Source organism: Pedobacter sp. N23S346 (genome assembly GCF_048515415.1).
Classification (GTDB): domain Bacteria; phylum Bacteroidota; class Bacteroidia; order Sphingobacteriales; family Sphingobacteriaceae; genus Pedobacter.
Map to the genome: position 1 here is coordinate 150218 of NZ_JBLYEE010000005.1, position 23496 is coordinate 173713.

A 23496-nucleotide genomic window follows, 5' to 3' on the forward strand; every position below is an offset into this window, starting at 1 on the left:
TCTGATTCTATTGGATAATTTTTACAATGGACTCTTCATTCAGGTAAGCGCTGTTCGAAACAACGATCTGATCTATACCTTCCAGTTTGTCTTTCAGGTAAACGTTTTTATTATCAAACTTTAGGATATTCACCGGCACCTTGCGAACGCGATTTGTACCTTTAAGGGTGAAGATGAATCCCTTTTCGCCATCTGCCTCTACCAACGCGGCGAAGGGGATAATGGTGGCGTTTTGTGCGCCGTTAGTTTCGATGTCTGCCTTTCCGAACATGCCTATTGCAGGTTTGAAGTTGCCAAGATTAAGCTTCAACTCTACCTGGAAAGAACCAATCTCTCGATCTGCTGATTGAAGTTTACGGAAAACCGTTGCCGTGAAAAGTTGCTCAGGATAACCATCAAGGGTAACACGGGCATTTTGGCCAGGATTGATTGCTGCCCATTCCTGATCGGTTGCCCCAACTTTAAGCAGGTAACTGCCACTTTTCTGGGTGGAATTAGTCATCAACACCGGACTCCCGCCGCCAATCACTTCGCCTTCGCCGGCTACTTTTTTAGTTACAAAACCATCAGAAGCTGCATAGATTGCCGAATAGCGCTGGTTAAATGCGGTGGCTTCTTTTGTTTTCACTGCAACATCTAAAGCTGTTTTGGTATTCTGTAATTGTTCCAGCGTAAAAACACTATCGCGGTAAAGATTTACCGCCCGGGTATAGTCTCGTTTGGCTTTGTCTACACCAAGTTCGGCCTGGGCCAGCCCTGCTGCTATTTCAGTAGTGTTTAATGTCGCAAGGATTTGACCTTTTTTAAAAAACTGACCTTCATCCACCATAATCTTACTGATTACGCCACCAATTTTGAATGAATAATTGACTTCGTTTTCAGTGCTGACCAAGCCAGAGACTACAATGGTTGTAGGTACACCAAATGTAGAAACCTGTGAAGTTTTCACGGCAATCACATCAGGTTCGCCAAGTGGCTTTGAGTGTTTAGGTTTTTCTTTGCAGGCGAACAACAGGGTTGTTATCGCAATAAATGTAAGTTGTATCTTCTTCATGATTTTTATTGTAAGTTAAAACTGGCGTTGGCACGCTCAATCGCAGTAAATGATATCCAGGTGTCGAATAAGGCAATGTTAGATTGGAGTTGGGCATCTACCCATTGGTTCTGTGCATCAAGCAACTCAATATAAATGGCCATACCTTCTTTATAAAGTTTAGTCATGTCATTATAATAGGTTTGGCTGGTCTTCAGTTGCGATTGTGCAGCCTGATATTGTGCAGCAGCACTTTGCAGGTTTGCACTGCGTACATTCAGCTCGGTGAGCAGTTGCTGAGATACCTGGCTGGTTTGTGCAGCTACGGCCTGCTCGCTGGCAATAGCCTGTTTTATTTTGTAACTGTTTCTTCCTGAAGAGAACAAGTTCCACTCCAATGAAACACCTAGCAGATAATAGCGGCTTTTCTGATTAAACTTCCAGTCGAAGGCCTGTGAACCTAAATCAAGGGAAGTACCAATTTTAGGTATGAAATAAGATTTAGCCAAACCAGTAAGGTTTTTATTGATCCCCCCGGCAATCGCCAGCTTTGTCATTTCCTCACGACCATTAATATCATTCAGCTGCAGGTTATCCTGGGCAGGTAATAAGGGAACATTATCCGTTTCAATAGGATCAGTTAGTGGCCTGTTCAATAGAAAGTTGAAATAATACCGGGCCGATTCTTCTGTTTTTCTGGCAGAGATCAGCGATGCGTTTATTTTTGAAACCTCATTCTCGCTCCTGATCACCGCTGTACGGTTGATCTTATTGTTTTCGAACAGTTTTCTGTTTACCCTTTCGCCTTCCTGAAGCAATTTTAAAAAGGATTGATAAATGCTGATGGCGTTTGTGGCCTTAAGATAATTATAATAGGCTGTCTTAATTTCCTTCACCAATTCGCGTTTGTACAACAGTACTTCCGCTTTTTGAAGCTCAACCTGCTGGGATTTGATCCTTTTATTATAAACCAATTCTGCATTGAGCAGGGGTAAGCTTGTCCTGAATTTAGCATCATAAAAGTTATCCGGATTAAGCAATATGCTCTGGTTTTCCAGCTGCGGAAAGGAATTGCTTCCCGTAAGCTGGTTAAGCGTGCGGTAGGCCGCATTAAAAAGGTCGCCGGTTGGAAAATCGATCGTTCGGCCGCCATCCGCTTTGGTATAAGTGGTAGAAAAGGTTACACTGGGTAAAAACATACTTTTTGCCTCCTGGAGTGCATAAATATTTTTTTTCAGTAAGAAGTCCTGCTCTTTAATGCTTTGGTTTGATCCAAGCCCCTGAGCGATATAATCATCCAAACGGGTTTGGGCCTTCAGGCCCGATGGGATAAGAACGACCAGTAAGAGCAGCGCGCTCAGTCGATAAAATGTGGATAGTTTTCTAATGTAATTAATCATTGTAATAAAATTAAACAGTGTTCAGTAATTAGTTAAAAAAAGGTCATCCCTTTTCCAGTAGCGTAACAAAACTGGCATAGCCGTTTTCCATTAGCTCCTGGTTTGTTCTGTTCACAAAAACGGTTGTACGGTCTTTACAGAACAGGGCGCAGATGCCATGCATAGCGGATAAGATCATAAAGGATAGATATTCAGCATCCATATTCTTGAACCGGCCAGCCTGCTGGCATTCTTTTACCAGATCATGCAGGAGGTTTATGGCTTCCTTTGCAATTTGAAATCCCCCATTTGCAGGAGACTTAATAGGCTCGTCTACCAGGAACATGAGGTTATAATAATCTTTATTATCCTGTGCAAACTGGATAAATACACGTCCAGTAGCTTTCAATCGCTCAAACGGATCTGTTACGGAATTCAAGACATGGAGTTGTTTAAGAAGTAAACTAAAGCCTTCTCTGTGAAGCTCCTGAAAGATTTCACTTTTATCCTTAAAATGGAAATAAATTACACCCGCACTATAGCTGATCTCACTTGCGATATTACGCATGCTGGTCTGCTCATAGCCATTTTGAAGAAATACTTTTCTTGCACCATTCAAGATGCGCTTACGCATTTCCTGCTTCTCTTTCTGCTTTCGTTCTATAATGCCCATGGATAAAGTAATTTGTAAAAGTATAAATTGGATCTCAGGTTTTCTGAAGAATGTGAATTTTAGGCCGCTACCAAACCCGGATTAATTTGCCCCATAATCTTCATTGCCGCAGCCCGATTGAGAAATTTGAATCCAAACAGCATTAGCTTATTCTCTTCTTCATTTCTTGCCACTAAGCTGAGCTGGTAATTTTGCTCAGCAAGGTGCCTGGCTACTGCAAGTCCGATACCTCCGGTCACTCCTGTGATTATTGCTTTTTTCATTAAACAGGGATATAATAATTTCAGGAACAAATATACTGAACAGTGTTCAATAAAACAAATTAATTTTCTACTTACATAATATTTGACTTAATTGTGATGTTTATTTATTTCTAATGGTTGGTAGGCATGAGTTTCTCAACGGATGAGACACCAAGTGATAGATGAAATGTATATCTAATATACTTATTAAAAAAAATTCTGCTTGATGCCTTTTAACCACAGAGAAAAAAGAGAAAAAACACAGAGAACACGAAGATTGGACAATTATTCTAATCTATTAACCTACTGGTTTGGTGTCTCACCACCAGCCCAAGTTATATCTAATATCATTGAAGATTTACAGGCATGAGTTTCTCAATTGGTGAGACATTAAGTGATAGATAAAAAAATACTATTGGTATTTGCCTGGATTATTAATGTCAGGTTTCTGGTACAGAGGTCGTCTACACAGGAAACTGAATGCACACATTTCGATTATCCTTACTTATTAAATTTCTTATAAAATGCTGCTATTGGAGCAAACGGACCGAATTTATGCTGACTCGATGTAAAGCTATCTGCATAAGGTCCAAAAGGTGCATCCAATGGTTTCTTTTTCAGATCAGGATAATCTTTCGACTGATCCTTATGGGGCCGGGCCTGCGTATTAACGAAAGCAGCCACATCCCATGCCTGGGCATCACTAAGCTGGGCATCTGGATAGCTTGTACCAAAGGGCATGTTATTTTTCACAAAACCAGCAAAGTTGCTTAACCGAAAAAGGCCTGCACCGTCGTTATAGCTACCTGCTCCCCATAAAGGCGGATAGGTATATTCTTTTTTATCAGCAGCTATAACTCCCTCCCCTTTTTGGCCGTGGCAACTGGCACATTTTTCAAAATAGACCAACCTTCCTTTAACAGGATCAGCTGGCTTATCCATATATTTCAGCTTTTCACTAGAAGTGCCGAAGACCTTTATTCCCTTCTTAACCCCAGCCCCAAGCCATTTCATATAGGCCAGCATAGCTTGCACTTCTTTAGTGTTAGCTGCGGGTGCCTTTCCATTTAAGCTTCGCTGAAAACAATCCGATATTCGAGTTGATGCGGGTTCCTTTTTTCCTGATCGGGCACTCATTTTAGGATAGCTGGCAAAGAATACCGAAAAATTATTAGCGAAAATCTTGGTGCCGCCTTGCAGGTGACAATTCTGACAGTTCATCCCATTGCTAATTTTTGCCAGTGATCCGCAAGGACCGAAATAACGGGCCGTATGGGCAACGAGTTCCCGTCCATAGCGGATCATATTACCATATTTTCCAGCAGGAATTAATTCATCAGTTGGGGCAGACCAGTTAGTACCGATTTTACCAGTTTTGATGTTTGCTGGAATTTGAACAACGTTTTTTTGCTGATTAACAGGCATATCGTTTACGGGAAATAAACTTCCTTTCCATATAAATAAAAAAACGAATATAAGTCCACAGAGTGCAGAAAGAAGGGAAACCTTTGCAGTTGTCTTTGCGATGGAAACGATTAATTTTTCTGTTTCATTACTTTTTTCGAAACTCATTTAGCTATTATGATAATATGAAATATGAGGCATATCAAATCTTTATCCGTGATTTATTACAATGAGAAACGGTTGCATCTGACTTATCGTATCTCTTTCCCATATAATAATCTCTTCTTCGGAGGGCATAACATCGCGCTGCCTTAAAACCACATTTCTTTAGCCATTTAATCCTAGCCTGCCTAAAGAAAAATTGAAATTTAACGATTAAAAAGCATAATTATTGATATATAGAGTCGAGGATAATAGATAAAAATGAAATAATCTTGAGATTACTTAATAGCATTGAACTATTGCAATTTATCAGATTATTCGTATTTAGTGTTCCTGATCTCCGTTATAATTTGCTTCAATATTTTTCACTAAGTAGTCTATGGTTAAAAAAGATAGATAAGCTATTCGGTTTTGCTGAGCTTTATTTCATTGAATCGCTTACGGTCTGGCTATCAACAAACTGCTCAAAACTGATAATTTTCCCATCTTTTAGTTTCCAAATGTGAGCTACTCTTGCATTAAATGGTTTACCTGTTTTTTTATAAGTCCCGGAATAGGTTCCAAAGGCTACCACTTTGTCATCACTGGCAACATAATCTTCCGGCGTGAATTTGTAATCGATCCATTCGCTTCCTAATCTTGCAAAGACATTTTTTGTGATGTTTTCTAAACCAATATAAGTTCCACCGTACGGGAAACCTTTAGCTTCTGTCCAAGAGATATCGTCAGCAACATATTTTGCTAAATTTTCTCCATTCTCTTCCGAAGTTTTTCCTTCGTAGGTGCTTTTTATGATTTCGAGGTTTGTCATTTTCTTATTTTAGGTTATACTTCAAAAGCTTATTATCTATTAGCACCGGAATTAAAAGTGACTTGCTAACACCATCAAAATAAATATCGGCAGGCCCGTTTATTGGTTCAAGGTCTTTTAAAATTTCAGGTGTGCCATTTTTTACATTTATTTTTAACAATTGTCCTTTTGGTTTGCTCGTGGAAACCCAATTGGTTACTGCCAATGTATTTGCATCAATTAATTGAACCCCATCAAAAAAACCATTCATCTCGGTTATTCGATGATAGGACGCTGTTCTTCCTTTCCAGGAAATATAGCCAATTTCTCCTGAGCCTGTTTTATCACCAAAAGAACCAAAGCCAACAACGAATAATCGGTTTGTTTTTTTATCGTAGCAAATTCCGTTTGCACCTTTTATTTCAGGGATTTTTACTGCTGTAATTATAGATTTTTCGCCAAGGCTTACTTTGAATACCTGACCGATGTCTGTGGCGGTTACAAAAAAAGTATTGGCACTTTTAACTGCAATGTCATTCAGCAATCCTGTTTTAAATTCAGAGAAATCAATTTCCACAATTTTCTCTCCGGTTTTTAGTGAAATACCTACAATTTTACCAAGGTCTGCAACGTACAATACTCCATTAGTAATGGCTGTGCCTTTGGGTGCATTCAGCGGTGTTTTGGAAATATTTTTGTCAATCATCTTTCCATCAAGTGTAAGTTTTTGGATAACGCCGTCGCCATCTTTTAGCATCGGGTCTGGAGTTTTTCCCGAACCTGTTACGTATAAAAAATGTCCGTCACTAATAACACTTTCCGGGAAAGACAAATCTGATGAAATGGTTTTGATTTGCGCATTAGCTGTAGCTGCAAAACCAATAGCGATGGATGTTACAAGAAGCATCAATTTTAATATCTTATTTTTCATTGATTTTATTTACAAATTCAAATTTCGCATCCACAAACATTTCGCTTCTTTTTCCTCTATCACTACGCTCGTCATTAAAACTCCAAAATGCTTTTACAGTACCGTTTTTTGTGTCAATAATTTGACTTACAGTAAAACCATCTTTCTCTATCCAATTAAAAAAATACAAATTGTTTGTTAGTTTTTGATAATTAATTTTTTCACTACCCTCGGCTACAATTCCTTTACTGTCAGTAGTTTTCCAATGTAATGATGTGTCTGATGTGTAATTTACTTCGGCTGTCATTTCAGGAAATGTAATTTTTCCTTTTTTTCCGATTATTGAATACTCTGACGTGTTAGTCATTTTTTCTTCTTCTTTGCTTTCTGTTTTTGGCTGATTATTGCAAGCGGTAAAAAATAATCCTGTCAAAACTGCAATTGCTATTATCTTTTTTTTCATATTTTAAATAGCTATGAATGCACGGATATTTTTATCAAATTATTCGTGCATTCGTAGCATTTTTCTTTTACCATTTCATTTCGCCTGTGTTCACTTTTGCGCCTATTTGCAAAGCTGTTTCAAAAGTCAAGGTTGGATATTTTGTTTTAATCGCTTTGATTAAATCTTCTGAAGTTTTGTTGGTTTTCAATGCTTCTTCGTAAAACTGGATATAACTTTTGGTGTGTTTAACGGCACTTACATCAAACGGACTTGCATTGTTTGCGTGTGCAGGAATTACGATTGCAGGATGCAAAGCTTCAATTTTGTCTAAAACTGTAATCCAGTTTTTACGGGCTTCCGCAGTTTGTGCATCTGCCATCCAAAGGTTAAATGTAGTTCCGAAAACATTGATGCCACCCACAACTGCTTTGATTGAAGGAACCCAAACAAAGGTTTTTGTTGGAAAATCCTCAAGACCGATAACTTCTAGCTTCTGACCTTCTAACTCGATGCTGTTTCCTTTTAAAACTTGTGGCAATACCACATTAGAAGTAATGGCTTTTCCCAAGCGCTCGCCCCAAACGTCCAATTTTTTCTGAGCAGAAGCCTTGATTGCTTCTACAGTTGCTGGCGACGCGTAAGCTACTACTTCCGGGAAGTACTTTTTGAAAATTTCCAATCCAAAATAATAATCTGGATCGGCGTGCGAAACGTAAATGGTCGTTAAATTTTTACCTGTTTTTTTAATTTCGGCAGCCACTTTTTCGGCATCTGCCAAAGTAAATTGTGCGTCTATTAAAACGGCATCCGTTTTGCCCGAAACGATTACTGATGCTACGCCAAAAGCATTTTCTGATGCGTTGTAAACTTCTAATTTCAAATTGTTTGCTTCAATGGTCTTGAAACTTTGTGCTTGTGCTTCCATATTAAATAAAGTTAAGGTTGTGATTAATACTGTTGAGATGATTGATTTACTCACGGATTTATATTTTGTTAGTCCGTGCTCGTTAAACTTCGTTTTCATTTTCATTATTTTAAAATTGATATGCAAAGATGCAATGACTTGACAGGAAAAACCTTTAAACTAGTTTAATAAATTCAGGTTTTCAATACGGCTTACAATATTTTCAAAACTGGCATAGCCTTGCTCTAATATATAGTTTTCACCATCCTTTTCTGCCAAAAGTGTTGGATAAGAACCGGCATATTCTTGTGCCAAAGCAAACGTGTCTTGCGTTTCTTTTTTCATAATTTCTGAATGAAAAGTATCCAAAAATTGCTTTTTATCTATTTTTAAATCTTCGCAAATACTTAAATAAGTTTCCTCAAGGTTCAAATCTCTACCGTACCAATATCGTGCTTTTTGTACTTCAACAGCAAAGGAAATGGCTTGCAAAGGCGATATGTTTTTTACGCTAACGATTGCCCTTGATGGGACTTCGCTATCTAAAACAATGTTCTCTTTTTCTATAAATTCAAAGTAGCTTTTACCAAATTCAGTATCGGTGGTTTGTTGAACCTGTGGGTCGTGTTTTTTTATAAATTGCGCCATCGGTTTGGATTGCATACGGGTATTTGCACCAGCCCACATCCCGGCAGGCAGAATATCAAATTCAAGGACATCTTTGTATTTTTCGTATAGTTTTTGGGTATTGACACTGTTGCCGTAGCACCATCCGCAAAGCGGGTCCATTATATAAATTAGTTTCATTTTTGTCTTTTTTAGTGATGGTATATTAACAAAAAAACAGTATTATTTTTATGGGACAAAGATGGCAGGAAAAAATGCTGCAAACCTTTAAACTAGTTTAATAAATAAATCAAACCTTATTTTTTCTTAGCAATTTTATGCCGGATATTACTCAAAAAAACATTGGTAATCCCCAAGTAAGCTGCAATTTGTATGTTGGAAAGGCGAAGTATTAATTGTGGGTACTTTTCTGAAAATTCAAGATAGCGCTGTTCGGCGGTTTTGCTCAGATTATCAATCATCCTTCTTTGCAGGGCAACGTGTTTTTTTTGGGTCATTATACGAAATAGTTTCTCAATTTCAGGCAGATTTTGGTAGGCAAATTCCTTTTCTTTCTTCGTAATTAAAAGCACTTCGCTATCATCCAAAGCCTGTATAAAAAGTTGTGACGGTTTTTCATTGGTAAAGCTGTCTATGTCGGTTATCCACCAGTTTTCTGTAGCGAAATAAAGTATTTGTTCAAATCCATTGGCATCAATGTGGTACACCCGGAAAAGCCCTTTGGTTACAAAGCCTTCAAACTTGCACACTTCACCTTCTTTCAACAAAAAAGCTTTCTTTTTAATGCTTTTATTTTGGAACAAAGCACAAAAATCTGTCAATTCCTGGTCTGACAAAGAGATGTGGCCTGCTATATTTTTTTTGAGAAATTCAATCATCGAAGTATGGCTTTGACTTTTTTATTGTTATCAAATTTAGTTATTTGCCACAGATTCACGGATGTTTTCTATACTAATAAATGAACCGTATTTTTTTATTTGCTACAGATGCCCAGATGTTTTTTTTATATAAAAATACAGTGTTTTTATTAGTGCATTCGTAGCAATGCCAGTGTTATTATTTATTTCTCATTCACCAACGGAATCACTTTACTTCCAATCAACTCAATAGATTCCATTAACTGTGAATGTGTTAAACCTGCATTATCCATCTGGAACGTAAACCGTGAAACGCCGCCCAGTTCTTCACTAAATCGAAGAATTTTATCCGCAATCTCATTAGGTTCACCTACTAACAAAGCACCATTTTTGCCAACTTGTGCCTCAAAATGGGCAGGTGTAATCGGTGGCCAACCTCTTTCTCTTCCCATTCTTGTAAAAGTTTCGGCATAGCCGGGATAATAATTAGCTAAAGCTTTTTCTCTGCTTTGGGCAACATAACCCAAGGAATGTACACCAATTTTCAGTTTTTCCGGCGAATGTCCTGCTTGCCTTCCCGCTTCCCGGTAAGCATCTACCAAGCTTCTAAATCGTCTGGTTTCACCTCCAATGATGGCAATCATCAGTGGTATTCCTAATTTTCCGGCTCTTACAAACGATGCAGGAGTACCGCCAACGCCAATCCACAAAGGTAATTTATCATTAAATGGTCTTGGGTAAACAGGCTGATTGACTAAAGGCTGTCTGAATCTGCCCGACCAATTAACGGTTTCATTATTTTGAATTTGGATTAACAGTTCCAATTTCTCTGCGAAAAGTGCATCATAATCCTGAAGATTAAATCCGAACAGCGGAAATGATTCTGTAAATGAACCACGTCCTACCACTAAATCGATTCTTCCTTTCGAAATAAGATCAAGCGTGGCAAACTCCTGAAAAACCCTTACCGGATCTGCTGCACTCAAAACGGTAACGGCACTTGTTAATCTTATTTGTTTCGTTCTGGCAGCCGCAGCAGCCAAAATAACAGTTGGAGCCGAATCAAAAAACTCACGCCTGTGGTGTTCGCCAATACCAAAACTGGAAAGTCCGGCTTGGTCTGCATATTCTATTCTGGTTAATAATTGTTCCAATACATCTGCTCCTTCCGAAGCTTTGTTAATGGTACCTGATGCGAAACTATCTATTCCTATTTCCATAATATTCCTTTTTAAAAAATTATATTTTACACTGCCAATGGCGGTGATTCATTGTACCAAAACTACGTTTTATAAGAAGTGCCAAAAGATGACAAACGATAAAAAAATCCGTTGATAATTGTCAACGGATTTTTAAAATTAATTGATATAGTCTTTTAAACTATCCAAAAAAAAAGTTTTTAATATTAGTAGCCACCGAAATATTTTAATGGTGACCAAGCTGGAACAATTTCCGGTAATTTTGGAGCCAGGTTGCTGTAATTTCCTGTACCAAAAACTACTCTGCCGTCCACGATAGTTAGCGCAGAAGAAATTGTTTTTATTTCGCCTTCTGGTATCGTAAAATAGTCTTTGTTTAGCAGTACAAAATCTGCCAGATTGCCCGGAACGATTTTACCCATTTCATTTTCAGTTTGCTCAAACCAGGTGGGACCAAAAGTAAACAATTTAAGAGCTTCTTCCCTTGTTAAACGGTTGTCTTTTGCCAGTATTTCAGCTCCTGAAACCGATTTCCCGGTGATCATCCAGCTAATGCCAACCCAAGGATTGTAGGTGGACGCTCTGAATGCATCGGTGCTCATCGCCAGCGGTATTCCACTGTTTACCAGCTCTCTCAATCTAGGTGTTTGCAACGCTTTTTCAAGCCCGTACGTTTTTATAAATCCTTCGCCGTGAAGCGCCATTTTTATGTCAAGCGAAATACCGCCACCCAATTTTTTTACTCTGGCAATATTTTCGGGTGTTATGGTTTCAGCGTGTTCTATACTCCAGCGCAACCCATCCAATGGTATCTTTCTATTTATACTTTCCAAGGCATCCAAAAATGGCGAAATGTTTTCGTTGTAACTGATGTGCATACGAAAAGGAATTCTTCTCTGTACAAGTTTGGAAATGTCTTTTTCGACATAATAGCGCATTGTATCTTGATTGATGATAAATGCTGGTCTGTCGAAATTTTCGTGGTCGTGCAATTCCAACCTCAATACTTCGCCTGTACCTTCATATTCGTGCCCGTGTGCCATTGTGGGATGCAGGTTTTCCCCCGGACTTATGGGTGCTTTTTTTGTAACTGCATTAATCTCTGCATCTACCAAAGACGGGCTTGTCACATCTCCAAATTGAAGGTCGATAAAAGGAAACCTGATATTCAGCCTATTTTCACGGGCCAATAAAGCGATTGGGCTGTGCCCTTGCGGATATGCATTCAAGCTGGCGGCATCTACTGCCGAAGTAACGCCAAAACGATTCATATCATTAATAACATAAATGAGTGAGTTTAGCTGTTCTTTTTCATCGGCTTGCGGCACCATATATTCCAGTGAAACGAAGAAGAAAGTATTGCCTTGTATCATTCCGGTATAATTGCCTTTTTTATCTTTTTCAAGCTCCGTTCCGGGCAAAGATGGAAGACGGCTGGTTCCTACTCCAAGCGCTTTCATCGCCAATTCATTTAAATATGCCCTGTTGTAGGCGTATTGTACAATCGCCGGGCGGTTTGGGACTGCTTTTTTAATCTCTTCTGTCGTAGGAAATCTCTTTTCTGCGAACTGATAGGGCGACCATCCGCCAATTACTTTTACCCATTGCCCTTCAGGCGTTCTTTTTGCCTGCTCAGTCAGCATTTCCAATGCCCGTTTCAAGGTTGGCACGCCATCCCATCTTAAAGTATAGTTGTAACTTCTTTCGTTCAGCACGTGGGTATGGGCATCATTTATACCGGGTATCAAACGCTTTCCGCCGGCATCTATTAATTTTGTACTGTTATCTTTTAAACTAAGAATTTCCGCATTGGTGCCTACAGAATAAATCCTTCCACGCTTGACTGCCACGGCAGAAGCTTCGGGCATTGTGAGGCTTCCCGTGGTAATTTTAGCATTGAAAACAATCATATCGGCACCTATAAAAGGTTGTGCTGTTTGTGCTTGCAGTGCAACCGTAAAAAACGTTGCTATCAGTACTGCGACTATTTTTTTCATAACTTTTTTAAATTTATTTTATTAATGAATTATCTATATTTTAATTGGGATATTCAATTTGTAGTTGTGCTTTATAAAGTTCAAATTTAAATACAATCTTATCTGCGAACTCTATGGGTTACAAAAAGAATAGTGCTTTTCTTTACAATAGCATCTCGTATATTTAATATTATAGGGTAAATTTGAATTGCTTAAAATTTTAACAAAAATTATCAACTTGTAAAAATGAATAACACATCAGACGATTTCGAAGAGTGCAATAACATACGCTTGTCATTGAAGGATACCCTTACTGTAATTGGTGGAAAATGGAAACTACCTTTGATAACCGTTTTGCTTAGGGATGGGAAAAAGCAGTTTAATCAATTGTCTCGCATATTGGGGATTTCTCCCCGCATACTATCTAAAGAATTGGCAGAACTTGAAATTAATATGCTAATAGCTAGAGAAGTAAAAAACACCAAACCCATTACTGTAGAATATTCTGTAACAAAGTACTGCGAATCGCTTGTAGATATCATACTAGTGCTTAACGACTGGGGCAAAAAACATAAAGAAGCCCTCAAGCAAGGATTTACCGAAATAAAATAACGCCAATTAAACTTGCTATTAAAAATCAGGGAAAATAATATTGCCACAGATTAACTATTGCATTTTAAATAAAAAATTAGATCCTTCCGCCACCATTGGCGATGATTTGTTGCCCATTTACCCATCCGCCTTCAGGACCGGCAAGAAACGCAACAACGCCAGCAATGTCTTCCGGCTCGCCCATTCTTCCAAGGTTCATACTTTCCCCAATTCTTTTCAATTCTTCTTGCGAAGCTTCTTTTTCCATCAAAGGCGTTCTGGTTGGCCCCGGGAAAACGCTATTTACCGAAATCTGGCGTGGACCAAGTTCCTGAGCCAATATTTCCGTTAGCACTTTGCCTGCGGCTTTACTGGGTGCATATATCCCAAGCCCGGCTGCCGGATACAGTGAACTGGATGACGAAATCTGAATGATGCGTCCGCCGTTTCTGACGTGTTTTGCAGCCTGTTGCAACACAAAATAAGTTCCTTTGTAATTCACTGCATTGATACGGTCGAAGTCTTCTTCGGTAACCTCTGCAACGGGAATTCCCATTTTTGCTATCCCGGCGTTGGCTACAACTATGTCTATTCCACCAAATTTTTCGATAACGGCATCATAGAGACCAACGATTTCTGAAACCACGCCAACATTGGCTTCAAAAGCTACTGCGGTGCCACCCGTTTGGGTTATTTCTTTTACCACTTCGTCGGCTAGTGTTGAGTTACCAATATAATTAACGGCTATGGCGATGCCATCTTTTGCTAATCGGATGGCAATGGCTCGACCGATACCTGTTGCAGCGCCTGTTATCAGTGCTACTTTTTTTGTTGATGCTGTCATAATTTAAACTTTTGTAAATCCATTATATTAAATATTCACTTTAAAAAGACTGTATTACACGAATATAATCAGCCATTGCTCTTTTGGATACCTCTGCATCTTGCGCTATAAAATCAAAGCCGTGTGGAACTCCGGGATGTAAATGAAACTCAATAGGCACACCTGCTTTTGCCAATTTTCCGGCAAATTCTAAACTTTCATTTCTAAACACATCCAAATCGCCTACCGAGATAAATGAAGGTGCTAACCCTTCAAACCGATCCAAACGAGCTGGTGCAGCTATGGCAGAAATACTATCGCTACCACGATTTTCACCAAGCGATGCTGTCCATCCCGTATAGTTATTGTCATAGGTCCAAACCGCAAAAGGAAGCAAACGATCATCTGGTGTTATCACGCGGTCATCCAACATAGGGTAAATCAAGATTTGATGAGCTAAGTTAACCTCACGGTCACGTGCAAGTATAGCCACTGCTGCTGCTATACCGCCACCTGCACTATCACCCATAACGGCAATACGATTTTCGTCAATTTGTAAAACGTCCGCTTGTCCCTTTAACCAGGTTAAAGAACTAAATGCTTCTTCAGCTTGTGTTTCGCCCTGCACTTCTGGCGACAAGTGATAATCTACCGAAAGAAAAGGAACGCCAGACAGGTAGGCAAAATTGGAAACGATGCGGTCGTATAATTCCAATGAGCCTGAAACCCTGCCACCGCCGTGAATGTACACAATAGCCGAACTTGAAGCCAATTTTTCTGCGGGGCTATACCAACGTAAATTAATCTCAGTACCTGCACTTGTTTCAATGGTAAAATTTGTGGTCCTAACCTCCGTATGAACTGGAAAAAGCAGACTTACATTGGCATAGAATTCATTTAAAGTATTTCTCAGCATTTGCCAGTCGCCCTTTTCGGGAAATGTTCCCGGTGGATGCTGTGTCATAAAATTACCCATTGCCTCAGCCACTTCCTTATCCATCGTATAAACTTGATTTAAAGAAGTGTTTGTCGTTTTATCTGATTGATTATTTTCCATCTTACTTTAGTATTTTGTAGGCTATTTTTTCTGCAACAGCAATCACGGTTATATTCGTAGCTACTGAAATGATATCTGGAAAGATTGAGGCATCTACCACACGAAGTGATTCTACGTAATGTACTCTACCCTCTAAATCTACTACTGCTTCTTTTGAATTGATGTCTCCCATTGGCGCACTGCTTGTAGGGTGGGCATAACTTGCAACATTTTTCTTGATGGCTACTTCCAAGTCTTCGTCCGTTTGCACTGAAATACCCGGGGCAATTTCGGAATGGATATATTCAGCAAAAGGTTCTGCTGCTGCTATGCGCCTTGCAATCTTAGCGCCTTCTATCATTCTCCTAGTATCGTTTTCATCATCCAAAAAATTCAAATCTACTTTTGGGTTGATGTTTGGGTCGGTTGTTTCAATCCAAACTTTTCCTTTTGAATTTGGCGTAGTTACCGCAACTCCCAGTACAAATCCCATTTGTGTTGGGCTGTATTCATCAGGAAAAAGATGCGTGGCGGTGATGTGAATATCTAATTCCCCAGAATCAAAAGCCGAAGTCCACAATTTGGCGGCAATGGGCGGCGTTTTGGTTTCAACCATTTCCTTGTTCAGCGCAAATGAAGCATAATGAAACGGATGGTCTTTTACATTTTTACCAACCGGAAGGTCTGCTAAAACGGGTATTCCCAATTGTTCCAGCTCATTTCTTGTTCCAATACCCGACCTTAGCAAGATGGCGGCACTTCCATAAGTACCTGCCGAAAGGATAATTTCATTACCGAAAAATTCCTCTCCATTTGCCAATAAAATACCTATTGCCTTTTTACCATCAAACAAAACACGGTCGGCAATAGCTTGCGAAACGATGGTAAGGTTATCACGCTCACGCACCTTATTCGTAATATACGCCATTCCTGTATTTACACGCACGCCGTTTACCACATTCATTCGGTAGGGGCCAACGCCATTGGCATCTGCACCATCAAAATCTTCGATGAGTTTGTATCCAATATTAACAGTTGCATCAACAAATGCTCTTTGAACAGAAGTTAAATCGCTTCTCAATAGTTGGTGCACAGGTAATGGCCCATCAAATCCGTGCAGTTCCTTATCGCCTGCATCGCTAGCTTCCAGTTTTTTATAATAAGGAAGCATTTCTTCATAAGACCATCCGGCAAGGTTCCATTTTTTAAAATCTTCTGGTCTTGCACGCAAAGCAACTGCACCATTGATGGCTGAACTTCCACCCAAAACTTTTCCCCTAGGTAAATCTATTTTATTGCCATAAGGAGTAGGCTCCGATTGAAAGCCCCAATTGTGCTCTGCATCACCGCCGGGATTATTGGCACTGTAAATGGCACTTGGATAATCCCAGGCTGAATACGAATTTCCGCCCTCAATGAGTAATATATTTTTGCTGGTATTTTCACTTAAACGTGAGGCCATAACGGCTCCTGCCGAACCGCCACCTACAATGATGAAATGATATTTTTTACTGGTTGAATTTTGTGCTGACATCTCTTTATATTTTTATTGATTTGTTATATCAAAATTACATTGGAAGAACAGCTCAGAAAGATGACAAACGATAAAAAAATCCGTTGATAAATGTCAACGGATGAATAATCAGAAGCCTCAATTAAAAATGAAGTTGGTAAAAAACTTAGTCAATAAAAATTCTACTATTCATAAAATTTTGCTCAAAACCGGTAGTTATGCACAATGCTAATGAGCAACAGTACAGCTATCAACCGAAGGATAAAACCTTATCAAACACTATACATTAAGATATAGTTAAGCAAAAAGTTTGCTTCAACTAAAAACTCTGACTATATTTGCTATATATTGGCAAGTCAAAAAATAGCAAGTATCAATTATGGCAACATTTGGAGAATTTTTAAGAGGCGAAAGAAATAAGAAGGGATTAAACCAAAGTGAATTTGGACAATCTTTCGGCATCATTATGACTGAGATTTCCAAAATAGAAACTGGAAAGAAAAAATTTCCTTTTACAAGCCTTGAAGCACTTGCGAAATTTTTAGATAAAGATTATTCGGAACTAAAAAACCTGTATGTTGCTGACAAATTGGTTGAAGAAGCTCATAAATACGAATGTTCCGATGCTGTTTTTACAGTCGCTGAAAGCCAGTCGAAATATTTGAGAAATAAAAATGCAGAACAAGGAATAATTAAATTCTAATGAACTACAAAAACTTCATACAGACATTAGGATTTACACCTAAAGAAAACACTTCGGGTATTTTTCAAAAAAAATACAATAGCTATACTATTGAAATTGATTTTGAAAACTCAATTTTCAATTTCGGTAATAAAATAAAAGGCGAAAGCAAAACCACTCAAAATTTTTCACAGACTGAAAATTGGGTTGTGCTTGAATGTGTTGACAGGCTTTTAGAAAAAGGTTATCTGCCTCAAAATATTGTTTTAGAAAAAACCTGGAGAACAGGACACGGTACAAGTGGACGATTGGATATTTTGGTAACCCGTGAAAATGGTTCAGCGTACTTAATGATTGAATGCAAGACCTGGGGAGCAGAATTTGACAAAGAATTTAAAAATTTAGAACGAAACGGAGGGCAACTTTTCACCTACTTCCAACAAGACAAAGATGCAGATATTTTAATGCTTTATGCTTCGCAGCTTCAAGAGAAAAACATAGTGTTTAAAAATACCATTGCTAAAATTGAAGATGATTACCGACAGGCAGGAAATGTAAAAGACTTTTTTGAGCGTTGGAACAAATTGCCAAAAGCCAACGGTATTTTCGAAAGTTGGGTAACACCTTATGAGTTTCAAAGTAAGGCACTTACCAAAAACGATTTAAAAGTTTTAAAGCAAGAGGACAGCAGTTTTATTTTTAACCGGTTTTTAGAGATTTTAAGACATAATGTAGTTTCTGATAAGCCTAACGCTTTCAATAAAATATTTACGCTTTTTCTTTGCAAAATTGTTGATGAAAATAGAAATGCTGATGAGCAATTACATTTCCAATGGCTTGAAGGAGAAGACAATCACATTTCATTTCAAAAAAGACTGACAGACCTTTATAACAGAGGAATGCTTGAGCTTTTGGAGAAGAAAGTTACAGATGTAAGCGATAGTGAGTTTGACAAACAATTTTTACAAGTTGATGTTCAGTACAGAGAGAAGTTCAAGGATATTTTAACCGAAATTCGACTTAAAAAGAATAATGAATTTGCCATAAAAGAAGTGTATGATGATGCTTCTTTTGAAGAAAATGCAAAGGTTGTAAAAGAAGTTGTTGAGCTGCTTCAAGTATATCAAATACGTTATAATTACCGTCAACAATTTTTAAGTGATTTCTTCGAATTACTTTTAACCACGGGATTAAAACAAGAATCAGGACAGTTTTTCACGCCTGTTCCTATTGCCCGGTTTATCATTAAAAGTTTACCATTTAACGAAATTGCGGCACAGAAAATTGAACAAGGAAATAAAAATGACTTGCTACCTACCGTAATTGATTATGCAGCAGGAAGTGGGCATTTTATCACAGAGTCAATGGAAGTTGTTCAAAATTACATTGACAACCTGGATGAAAGTTCTTTTAATCCTACCACGAAAAGAGCCATCAAAAAATGGAAAGAAGACCAATTTGATTGGGCAGAATCTTATGTTTATGGTATTGAGAAGGATTACCGACTAGTAAAAACAGCCAAAGTAAGTTGCTATTTGCACGGTGATGGTTTGGCAAAAGTGATACACGGAGATGGTCTGGGCGATTTTGCCACTTCAAAAGAGTTTAAAGATTTATTGAAAGAAACCGACAAAACCTATCCGCAAGACAACAAACAATTTGATATTATTATTTCAAATCCGCCTTATTCGGTTTCGGCTTTTAAGGGATTGATGGATGAAGAAAAATCTAAGGTAGGTTTTGATTTATACAATCGATTAACCGACCAAAGTTCTGAAATAGAATGTTTGTTTATTGAAAGAACAAAACAATTGCTAAAAGATGGCGGTGTTGCAGGGATTATTTTGCCAAGTAGTATTTTGAGCAATACAGGCATTTACACCCAAACAAGAGAAATTTTGTTTAAGCACTTTGAAGTTTTAGGTATTGCCGAATTAGGCTCAAATACCTTTATGGCAACTGGAACCAACACTGTTACCTTATTTTTAAGACGCAGAAATAACGCCGATGCTTACAATGTAGCAGAAGCCATCAAAAAATGTTTTGTAAGCCTGCAAGATGTTACGATAAACGGCATTGAAAAACCGCTTAAAAAATATGTGGCTCACGTTTGGGACACTATTTCATTTGACGATTATAAAACGCTGTTGCAGAAAACGCCAAACGCAACTATTCAGCAACACGAAATTTATAAAGAATATACTAAAAAAATTAAAGCCAAAAATGAGCAAGAACTTTGGACGAATATTTTAGCCCTTGAGCAGGATAAATTGCTTTATTTTATTTTGGCATATCCTCAAAAACTGGTTTTGGTAAAAACAGGAGAGAAGAACGATGAGAAACAGTTTTTAGGTTACGAATTTAGTAACCGCAGAGGAAGCGAAGGCATACACGCCATACAGCGAAGCAAAAGCATAGATGAATGTACCCAATTGTATGATGTTGATAGCTTTACCAATTCCGAAAAAGCAAGCTACTACATTTACAAAGCATTTTTGGGTGAGTTTGATTTAGAACTTCCAGAAAATTTGCAGAAAAATGTAAGCTACCAAAACCTGGTAGATATGTTCACTTTTGACAGAGTAGATTTTGAAAAAAATATTTCACTTTCGGCTAAAAAAAAAGTAATAATTGAGAGTAAATTCGACCAAGAAAAAGTTGAAAATGTATTTGTAGAAATTAAAAATGGTAAAAACGTTGAACAGTCTGATTTAAAAGGAAAATATCGTGTTTCGCGAATAGAAACAATAGCAACTGCAACTTTTAATTTAAATGCTACCAAATGGACAAATGATAATGTTACTGAAAATGATTTCCTTCAAAAAGGAGATATTCTTTTCAGTCATATTAATAGCGTTTCTCATTTAGGGAAAACTGCTTTATTTAATCTAGATGAAAGGGTTGTTCACGGAGTAAATTTGTTAAGGTTTCGTCCAAACCAAAAACTTGTAATTCCAAAATACATTTCTGAAATATTTAAAGTTAAAGTATTTATTGAAGAAATGCAAAAATATGCAATTAAAGCGGCAAATCAGGCAAGTTTAAACGCAACAAATATCAAAAGTCTAAAAATACCTTTGCCTCCACTCGACATTCAGAAGAAAATAGTTTCTGAAATTGAAGCATTGGAAAAGCAAGAGCAAAAAGCAGTTGAAGAATTAGAAAAATTGAGAAACGAAATTGAAACTAATTTTAAAAATACTGAAGGTAAAACAAAAAGACTGGATGAAGTTTGCGAATTGAAAGCAGGAAATTTTGTAAAAGCAGGTGATATAAACAATGTATTTAGTTCTGAACTTTACCCTTGTTATGGAGGAAATGGTTTAAGAGGTTATACAGAAACCTTTACAAACGAAGGGCAATTTTCATTAGTTGGGAGACAAGGTGCATTATGTGGCAATGTGCATTTAGTTTCAGGAAAATTTCACGCAACAGAACACGCATTGGTTGCTTATCCAAAAGAAAATATAGATACTACTTGGTTACATTATCAATTAGTATTTATGAATTTGAATCAATATGCAACTGGAACGGCTCAACCAGGACTTTCTGTAATGAATCTTAACCCAATAGAAATTTCCGTTCCTGCAATTTCGGAACAGAAAAAAATAGTTTCTCAAATTGAAAAGATTGAAAATAAAATTGCAGATTTAAAAAAGCAAATAGACTTGATGCCAAAACAGAAAGAGAAAATCTTGAAAAATTATTTGGTATAATGCCAACGCTTAACCTACCAAAAACGGCACATTAATAAAGTCTATTAATTTTTAAAAGCTCCTTTTTATCATTAAATTCTTCAATATGGGTTTCGGTTAATCCACCAGAGGCAGTATTGCGTTTCCTTTTTTGATTAAAAGTAAAAAAGAATGCCAAATCATTATAAATCAAATTGACTCATAATAATTTGGCATTTTAAATTTTGTCAGATATTTTTAATATTGAATAACTGATTGTTCTAAAAACGGATAATCTATATACCCCTTTTCATCACCGCCATAAAAGGTAGCACGGTCGGGTGTGTTCAATTCAGCATTGAGTTCAAAACGTTTTACCAAGTCTGGATTGGCGATAAATGGCACACCGAAAGAAATGATTTTGGCAATACCTTTTTGCAATTCTGCTTCGGCAGTTTCTTTAGTATAACCTGCGTTTGCAATTACGGTATGTATAGTTAAAGTTCCCAACGTTCCCATTACATCTTTTGGATATTGCTCAAAACCTTCTTCGGGAAGAAACAACGGGTTCATCAAATGGATATAAGCCAAAGGCAAACTGTTCAGTTCTTTTATCAAATAAGAATAGGTGGCAACGGGGTCACTTTCCAAAATACTGTTGTATGGAATGCTGGGCGATAATTTGATGCCCGTTTTTCCTCCGCCGATGGCTTCTGTTATGGCTGACATTACTTCCAAAATGAAACGGCTGCGCTTCTCGGTAGTTCCACCATATTCATCAGTCCGGATATTTGAACTTTCTGCCAAAAATTGGTTGGGCAAATAGCCTGTTGCAGCGTGAAGTTCCACGCCGTCAAAACCTGCTTCAATGGCATTGATGGCAGCTTGTTTGTAATCCTGAACCACTTGTTTTACTTCCGCAGTTTCCAATGCTCTTGGCACTTCATAATCCATTGCTCCCTGCGAAGAAAAATGCTGTTGACCTACAATGGCCAACGCCGATGGAGCAACCGGCAATACGCCATTTTTATCCACCGAATGAGCTACACGGCCTGTATGCCAAAACTGGGCAAAAATCTTCCCGCCTTTTTCGTGTACAGCATCGGTCACTTTTTTCCAGCTTTCAATTTGTTCTGATATGTAAATACCCGGCGTAAAAGGGCTTCCGATGGCTTGTTCAGAAATATTAATCCCTTCTGAAATAATCAGACCTGCACTTGCTCTTTGCTTATAGTATTCAACTGTTGTATCGTTTACTGTTCCGTTGCTTTCTGCACGGGCGCGCGTCATTGGTGCCATTGCAATGCTGTTGTTTAGTGTAATATTTCCTAATTTGATTGACTGTAATAGTTTCATTATTTTAAATATTTTTTGATTAATAAGTTTCTTCTTCAAGCGTCCTGTCGCTGTTTAATTTCCAGAATTTTTCTGCAAGAATTTCGGGAGAATGTTTTGCGCTTTCTGGTTCAATTCTGCCGGTAATATTTAGTATGCCGACATAAATTCCCTTTTCTTTGCCAATAGCATTAAGTTGTAATGCAAGATTACGAATTGCTGCTTTTCCAATGGCCAGCGAACCAAGGTCGGGACTGGGATAAAACGCCAAACCGCCACCAGCAATCAGCATAGAACCATTTTGCTTTTGCAGATCGGGATGCAATATCTTAAATGCCTGTTGTGCACCCACTACATTTATCATAAAATCATCGGTAAGCGTCTCTGGCGTTTCATCTAAAATATTTTGCATTTTAAGATGTGCGGCATTGTAAAAAAGCGTGTCTATTTCGCCAAGAATGGAACGTAAATCGGTAATAGCCTGATGCAGTTCTGTGGTGTTTTTAACATCGGCAGCTTTATAAAAGCAGTCAATATTTTCTGCTTTTAGTTGGGCATCTAGTTTTTCGAGATTATCATTATTTCTACTGATAAGTCCCACTTTATAACCTTCTTTACCAAATTTCAGCGCAACTCCCAAACTCAATCCGGTTCCTGCGCCAATTATTAAAATTGATTTTTGCATTTTGTTATTTATTTCAGATGACTTGTTTTAATGGTCTTAATTTTTGCTTGCAGTTCATTGGCAAGCTCAGTATCTGTAATACCGTTTACTTCATCAAAATTCTGATAGAAACCTGGCAGAGAAAAGGTTTCAACTATGGTAGCACCAAAATGAGGAAACGTAGTATTTGCCAAATTCAATACCGAAGCACCGCCTCTTGCACCCGGCGAAGTAGCCATTAGGAAAGTGGGCTTATTACCCCAAAAAGCTTTGCGCTCGGGAATGACTGAGATATAATCGAAAATATTTTTGAAAGCAGTGGTGTAAGCTGCATTGTTTTCGGCAAGAGAAATTAAAAGAAAATCGCTATCGTCAATTTTTTTGGCAAAATCCAATGCCAGTTGAGGCACGCCATTTATCGCCAATCTATCCACGTTGAACAAGGACATTTCATAATCATTCAAATCCAAAATCTCTACCGTATGCTCATCAAAAAAAGAGGAAGTGTAGGTTACTAATTTTTTATTGATGGAATGGATACTGCTGCTTCCGGCAAATGCTAATATTTTCATTTTAT

At 38.0% G+C, this 23496-nt stretch carries 22 protein-coding genes; 3 read left to right on the forward strand and 19 right to left on the reverse strand.

Going from position 1 to position 23496, the window contains the following annotated elements; all coding sequences use genetic code 11:
- Window positions 1–7 precede the first annotated feature (7 nt).
- From ACN1CD_RS11015 to ACN1CD_RS11075, 13 genes are all read right to left on the reverse strand, one after another.
- The gene (locus tag ACN1CD_RS11015; RefSeq protein WP_419130444.1) at window positions 8–1054 is read right to left on the reverse strand and encodes an efflux RND transporter periplasmic adaptor subunit; all 1047 of its coding nucleotides are present in this window, start codon (window positions 1052–1054) and stop codon (window positions 8–10) included.
- Window positions 1055–1059: 5 nt separating this feature from the next.
- A complete protein-coding gene (locus ACN1CD_RS11020; RefSeq protein WP_419130445.1) occupies window positions 1060–2433 on the reverse strand; it encodes a TolC family protein in 1374 nt (457 codons plus the stop codon).
- A 43-nt stretch (window positions 2434–2476) separates the two neighbouring features.
- On the reverse strand, window positions 2477–3085 hold the full coding sequence (locus tag ACN1CD_RS11025; protein ID WP_419130446.1) for a TetR/AcrR family transcriptional regulator: 609 nt from the start codon (window positions 3083–3085) through the stop codon (window positions 2477–2479).
- 59 nt (window positions 3086–3144) lie between these two features.
- Window positions 3145–3348 (reverse strand): SDR family NAD(P)-dependent oxidoreductase, encoded by a 204-nt coding sequence (locus ACN1CD_RS11030; protein WP_419130447.1) that lies wholly within the window; start codon window positions 3346–3348, stop codon window positions 3145–3147.
- Between the two features lie 480 nt (window positions 3349–3828).
- Window positions 3829–4899, reverse strand: a complete 1071-nt coding sequence (locus ACN1CD_RS11035; RefSeq protein ID WP_419130448.1) for a c-type cytochrome — start codon at window positions 4897–4899, stop codon at window positions 3829–3831.
- Window positions 4900–5314: 415 nt separating this feature from the next.
- Entirely contained in the window at window positions 5315–5704 is a 390-nt protein-coding gene (locus ACN1CD_RS11040) for a nuclear transport factor 2 family protein (RefSeq protein ID WP_419130449.1), read from the reverse strand.
- 4 nt (window positions 5705–5708) lie between these two features.
- Complete coding sequence (locus ACN1CD_RS11045) at window positions 5709–6614, reverse strand: hypothetical protein (RefSeq protein WP_419130450.1); 906 nt, start codon at window positions 6612–6614, stop codon at window positions 5709–5711.
- Window positions 6604–7056: a MoaF-related domain-containing protein gene (locus ACN1CD_RS11050; protein ID WP_419130451.1), complete on the reverse strand. Its 453-nt coding sequence runs from the start codon at window positions 7054–7056 to the stop codon at window positions 6604–6606. The genes ACN1CD_RS11045 and ACN1CD_RS11050 overlap by 11 nt, the downstream gene beginning before the upstream one ends.
- A gap of 67 nt (window positions 7057–7123) precedes the next feature.
- Complete coding sequence (locus tag ACN1CD_RS11055) at window positions 7124–8062, reverse strand: MBL fold metallo-hydrolase (protein ID WP_419130452.1); 939 nt, start codon at window positions 8060–8062, stop codon at window positions 7124–7126.
- A 60-nt stretch (window positions 8063–8122) separates the two neighbouring features.
- Complete coding sequence (locus ACN1CD_RS11060; RefSeq protein ID WP_419130453.1) at window positions 8123–8749, reverse strand: DsbA family protein; 627 nt, start codon at window positions 8747–8749, stop codon at window positions 8123–8125.
- 116 nt (window positions 8750–8865) lie between these two features.
- Window positions 8866–9447 carry a Crp/Fnr family transcriptional regulator gene (locus ACN1CD_RS11065; protein ID WP_419130454.1) on the reverse strand — a complete coding sequence of 194 codons (582 nt, stop codon included), beginning with the start codon at window positions 9445–9447 and terminating at the stop codon, window positions 8866–8868.
- Window positions 9448–9629: 182 nt separating this feature from the next.
- The gene (locus ACN1CD_RS11070; protein ID WP_419130455.1) at window positions 9630–10646 is read right to left on the reverse strand and encodes an LLM class flavin-dependent oxidoreductase; all 1017 of its coding nucleotides are present in this window, start codon (window positions 10644–10646) and stop codon (window positions 9630–9632) included.
- 185 nt (window positions 10647–10831) lie between these two features.
- Window positions 10832–12622, reverse strand: a complete 1791-nt coding sequence (locus ACN1CD_RS11075; protein WP_419130456.1) for an amidohydrolase — start codon at window positions 12620–12622, stop codon at window positions 10832–10834.
- Between the two features lie 225 nt (window positions 12623–12847).
- Here ACN1CD_RS11075 and ACN1CD_RS11080 point away from each other — a divergent pair, with 225 nt between their 5' ends.
- Window positions 12848–13213 carry a winged helix-turn-helix transcriptional regulator gene (locus ACN1CD_RS11080; protein WP_419130457.1) on the forward strand — a complete coding sequence of 122 codons (366 nt, stop codon included), beginning with the start codon at window positions 12848–12850 and terminating at the stop codon, window positions 13211–13213.
- 76 nt (window positions 13214–13289) lie between these two features.
- On the opposite strand, the gene ACN1CD_RS11085 is transcribed toward ACN1CD_RS11080, so the two are convergent.
- From ACN1CD_RS11085 to ACN1CD_RS11095, 3 genes are read right to left on the reverse strand one after another with little or no spacing between them, the layout of a single operon-like run.
- Window positions 13290–14036, reverse strand: a complete 747-nt coding sequence (locus tag ACN1CD_RS11085; protein ID WP_419130458.1) for an SDR family oxidoreductase — start codon at window positions 14034–14036, stop codon at window positions 13290–13292.
- 40 nt (window positions 14037–14076) lie between these two features.
- Window positions 14077–15072 carry an alpha/beta hydrolase gene (locus tag ACN1CD_RS11090; protein WP_419130459.1) on the reverse strand — a complete coding sequence of 332 codons (996 nt, stop codon included), beginning with the start codon at window positions 15070–15072 and terminating at the stop codon, window positions 14077–14079.
- A gap of 1 nt (window position 15073) precedes the next feature.
- The gene (locus ACN1CD_RS11095) at window positions 15074–16585 is read right to left on the reverse strand and encodes a GMC family oxidoreductase (protein WP_419130460.1); all 1512 of its coding nucleotides are present in this window, start codon (window positions 16583–16585) and stop codon (window positions 15074–15076) included.
- Between the two features lie 358 nt (window positions 16586–16943).
- On the opposite strand from ACN1CD_RS11095, the gene ACN1CD_RS11100 reads away from it, so the two are divergent.
- Both ACN1CD_RS11100 and ACN1CD_RS11105 read left to right on the forward strand, forming a co-directional pair.
- Entirely contained in the window at window positions 16944–17267 is a 324-nt protein-coding gene (locus tag ACN1CD_RS11100; RefSeq protein ID WP_419130461.1) for a helix-turn-helix domain-containing protein, read from the forward strand.
- Complete coding sequence (locus tag ACN1CD_RS11105; RefSeq protein WP_419130462.1) at window positions 17267–20962, forward strand: restriction endonuclease subunit S; 3696 nt, start codon at window positions 17267–17269, stop codon at window positions 20960–20962. Before ACN1CD_RS11100 ends, ACN1CD_RS11105 begins: the two co-directional genes overlap by 1 nt.
- 216 nt (window positions 20963–21178) lie before the next feature.
- On the opposite strand, the gene ACN1CD_RS11110 is transcribed toward ACN1CD_RS11105, so the two are convergent.
- From ACN1CD_RS11110 to ACN1CD_RS11120, 3 genes are read right to left on the reverse strand one after another with little or no spacing between them, the layout of a single operon-like run.
- Complete coding sequence (locus ACN1CD_RS11110; protein ID WP_419130463.1) at window positions 21179–22276, reverse strand: alkene reductase; 1098 nt, start codon at window positions 22274–22276, stop codon at window positions 21179–21181.
- A 19-nt stretch (window positions 22277–22295) separates the two neighbouring features.
- On the reverse strand, window positions 22296–22940 hold the full coding sequence (locus tag ACN1CD_RS11115) for an SDR family NAD(P)-dependent oxidoreductase (RefSeq protein WP_419130464.1): 645 nt from the start codon (window positions 22938–22940) through the stop codon (window positions 22296–22298).
- Between the two features lie 8 nt (window positions 22941–22948).
- Window positions 22949–23491: an NADPH-dependent FMN reductase gene (locus ACN1CD_RS11120; RefSeq protein ID WP_419130465.1), complete on the reverse strand. Its 543-nt coding sequence runs from the start codon at window positions 23489–23491 to the stop codon at window positions 22949–22951.
- Window positions 23492–23496: the final 5 nt, after the last annotated feature.

Bases quoted from the DNA above. Each gene is read 5' to 3' on its own strand.
- ACN1CD_RS11075 (WP_419130456.1), bottom strand. From the start codon at position 12,622: ATGAAAAAAATAGTCGCAGTACTGATAGCAACGTTTTTTACGGTTGCA.
- ACN1CD_RS11020 (WP_419130445.1), bottom strand. From the start codon at position 2,433: ATGATTAATTACATTAGAAAACTATCCACATTTTATCGACTGAGCGCG.
- ACN1CD_RS11045 (WP_419130450.1), bottom strand. From the start codon at position 6,614: ATGAAAAATAAGATATTAAAATTGATGCTTCTTGTAACATCCATCGCT.
- ACN1CD_RS11050 (WP_419130451.1), bottom strand. From the start codon at position 7,056: ATGAAAAAAAAGATAATAGCAATTGCAGTTTTGACAGGATTATTTTTT.
- ACN1CD_RS11100 (WP_419130461.1), top strand. From the start codon at position 16,944: ATGGCAACATTTGGAGAATTTTTAAGAGGCGAAAGAAATAAGAAGGGA.
- ACN1CD_RS11025 (WP_419130446.1), bottom strand. From the start codon at position 3,085: ATGGGCATTATAGAACGAAAGCAGAAAGAGAAGCAGGAAATGCGTAAG.
- ACN1CD_RS11015 (WP_419130444.1), bottom strand. From the start codon at position 1,054: ATGAAGAAGATACAACTTACATTTATTGCGATAACAACCCTGTTGTTC.
- ACN1CD_RS11030 (WP_419130447.1), bottom strand. From the start codon at position 3,348: ATGAAAAAAGCAATAATCACAGGAGTGACCGGAGGTATCGGACTTGCA.
- ACN1CD_RS11115 (WP_419130464.1), bottom strand. From the start codon at position 22,940: ATGCAAAAATCAATTTTAATAATTGGCGCAGGAACCGGATTGAGTTTG.
- ACN1CD_RS11060 (WP_419130453.1), bottom strand. From the start codon at position 8,749: ATGAAACTAATTTATATAATGGACCCGCTTTGCGGATGGTGCTACGGC.
- ACN1CD_RS11055 (WP_419130452.1), bottom strand. From the start codon at position 8,062: ATGAAAACGAAGTTTAACGAGCACGGACTAACAAAATATAAATCCGTG.
- ACN1CD_RS11070 (WP_419130455.1), bottom strand. From the start codon at position 10,646: ATGGAAATAGGAATAGATAGTTTCGCATCAGGTACCATTAACAAAGCT.
- ACN1CD_RS11085 (WP_419130458.1), bottom strand. From the start codon at position 14,036: ATGACAGCATCAACAAAAAAAGTAGCACTGATAACAGGCGCTGCAACA.
- ACN1CD_RS11090 (WP_419130459.1), bottom strand. From the start codon at position 15,072: ATGGAAAATAATCAATCAGATAAAACGACAAACACTTCTTTAAATCAA.
- ACN1CD_RS11105 (WP_419130462.1), top strand. From the start codon at position 17,267: ATGAACTACAAAAACTTCATACAGACATTAGGATTTACACCTAAAGAA.
- ACN1CD_RS11110 (WP_419130463.1), bottom strand. From the start codon at position 22,276: ATGAAACTATTACAGTCAATCAAATTAGGAAATATTACACTAAACAAC.
- ACN1CD_RS11095 (WP_419130460.1), bottom strand. From the start codon at position 16,585: ATGTCAGCACAAAATTCAACCAGTAAAAAATATCATTTCATCATTGTA.
- ACN1CD_RS11120 (WP_419130465.1), bottom strand. From the start codon at position 23,491: ATGAAAATATTAGCATTTGCCGGAAGCAGCAGTATCCATTCCATCAAT.
- ACN1CD_RS11035 (WP_419130448.1), bottom strand. From the start codon at position 4,899: ATGAGTTTCGAAAAAAGTAATGAAACAGAAAAATTAATCGTTTCCATC.
- ACN1CD_RS11040 (WP_419130449.1), bottom strand. From the start codon at position 5,704: ATGACAAACCTCGAAATCATAAAAAGCACCTACGAAGGAAAAACTTCG.
- ACN1CD_RS11065 (WP_419130454.1), bottom strand. From the start codon at position 9,447: ATGATTGAATTTCTCAAAAAAAATATAGCAGGCCACATCTCTTTGTCA.
- ACN1CD_RS11080 (WP_419130457.1), top strand. From the start codon at position 12,848: ATGAATAACACATCAGACGATTTCGAAGAGTGCAATAACATACGCTTG.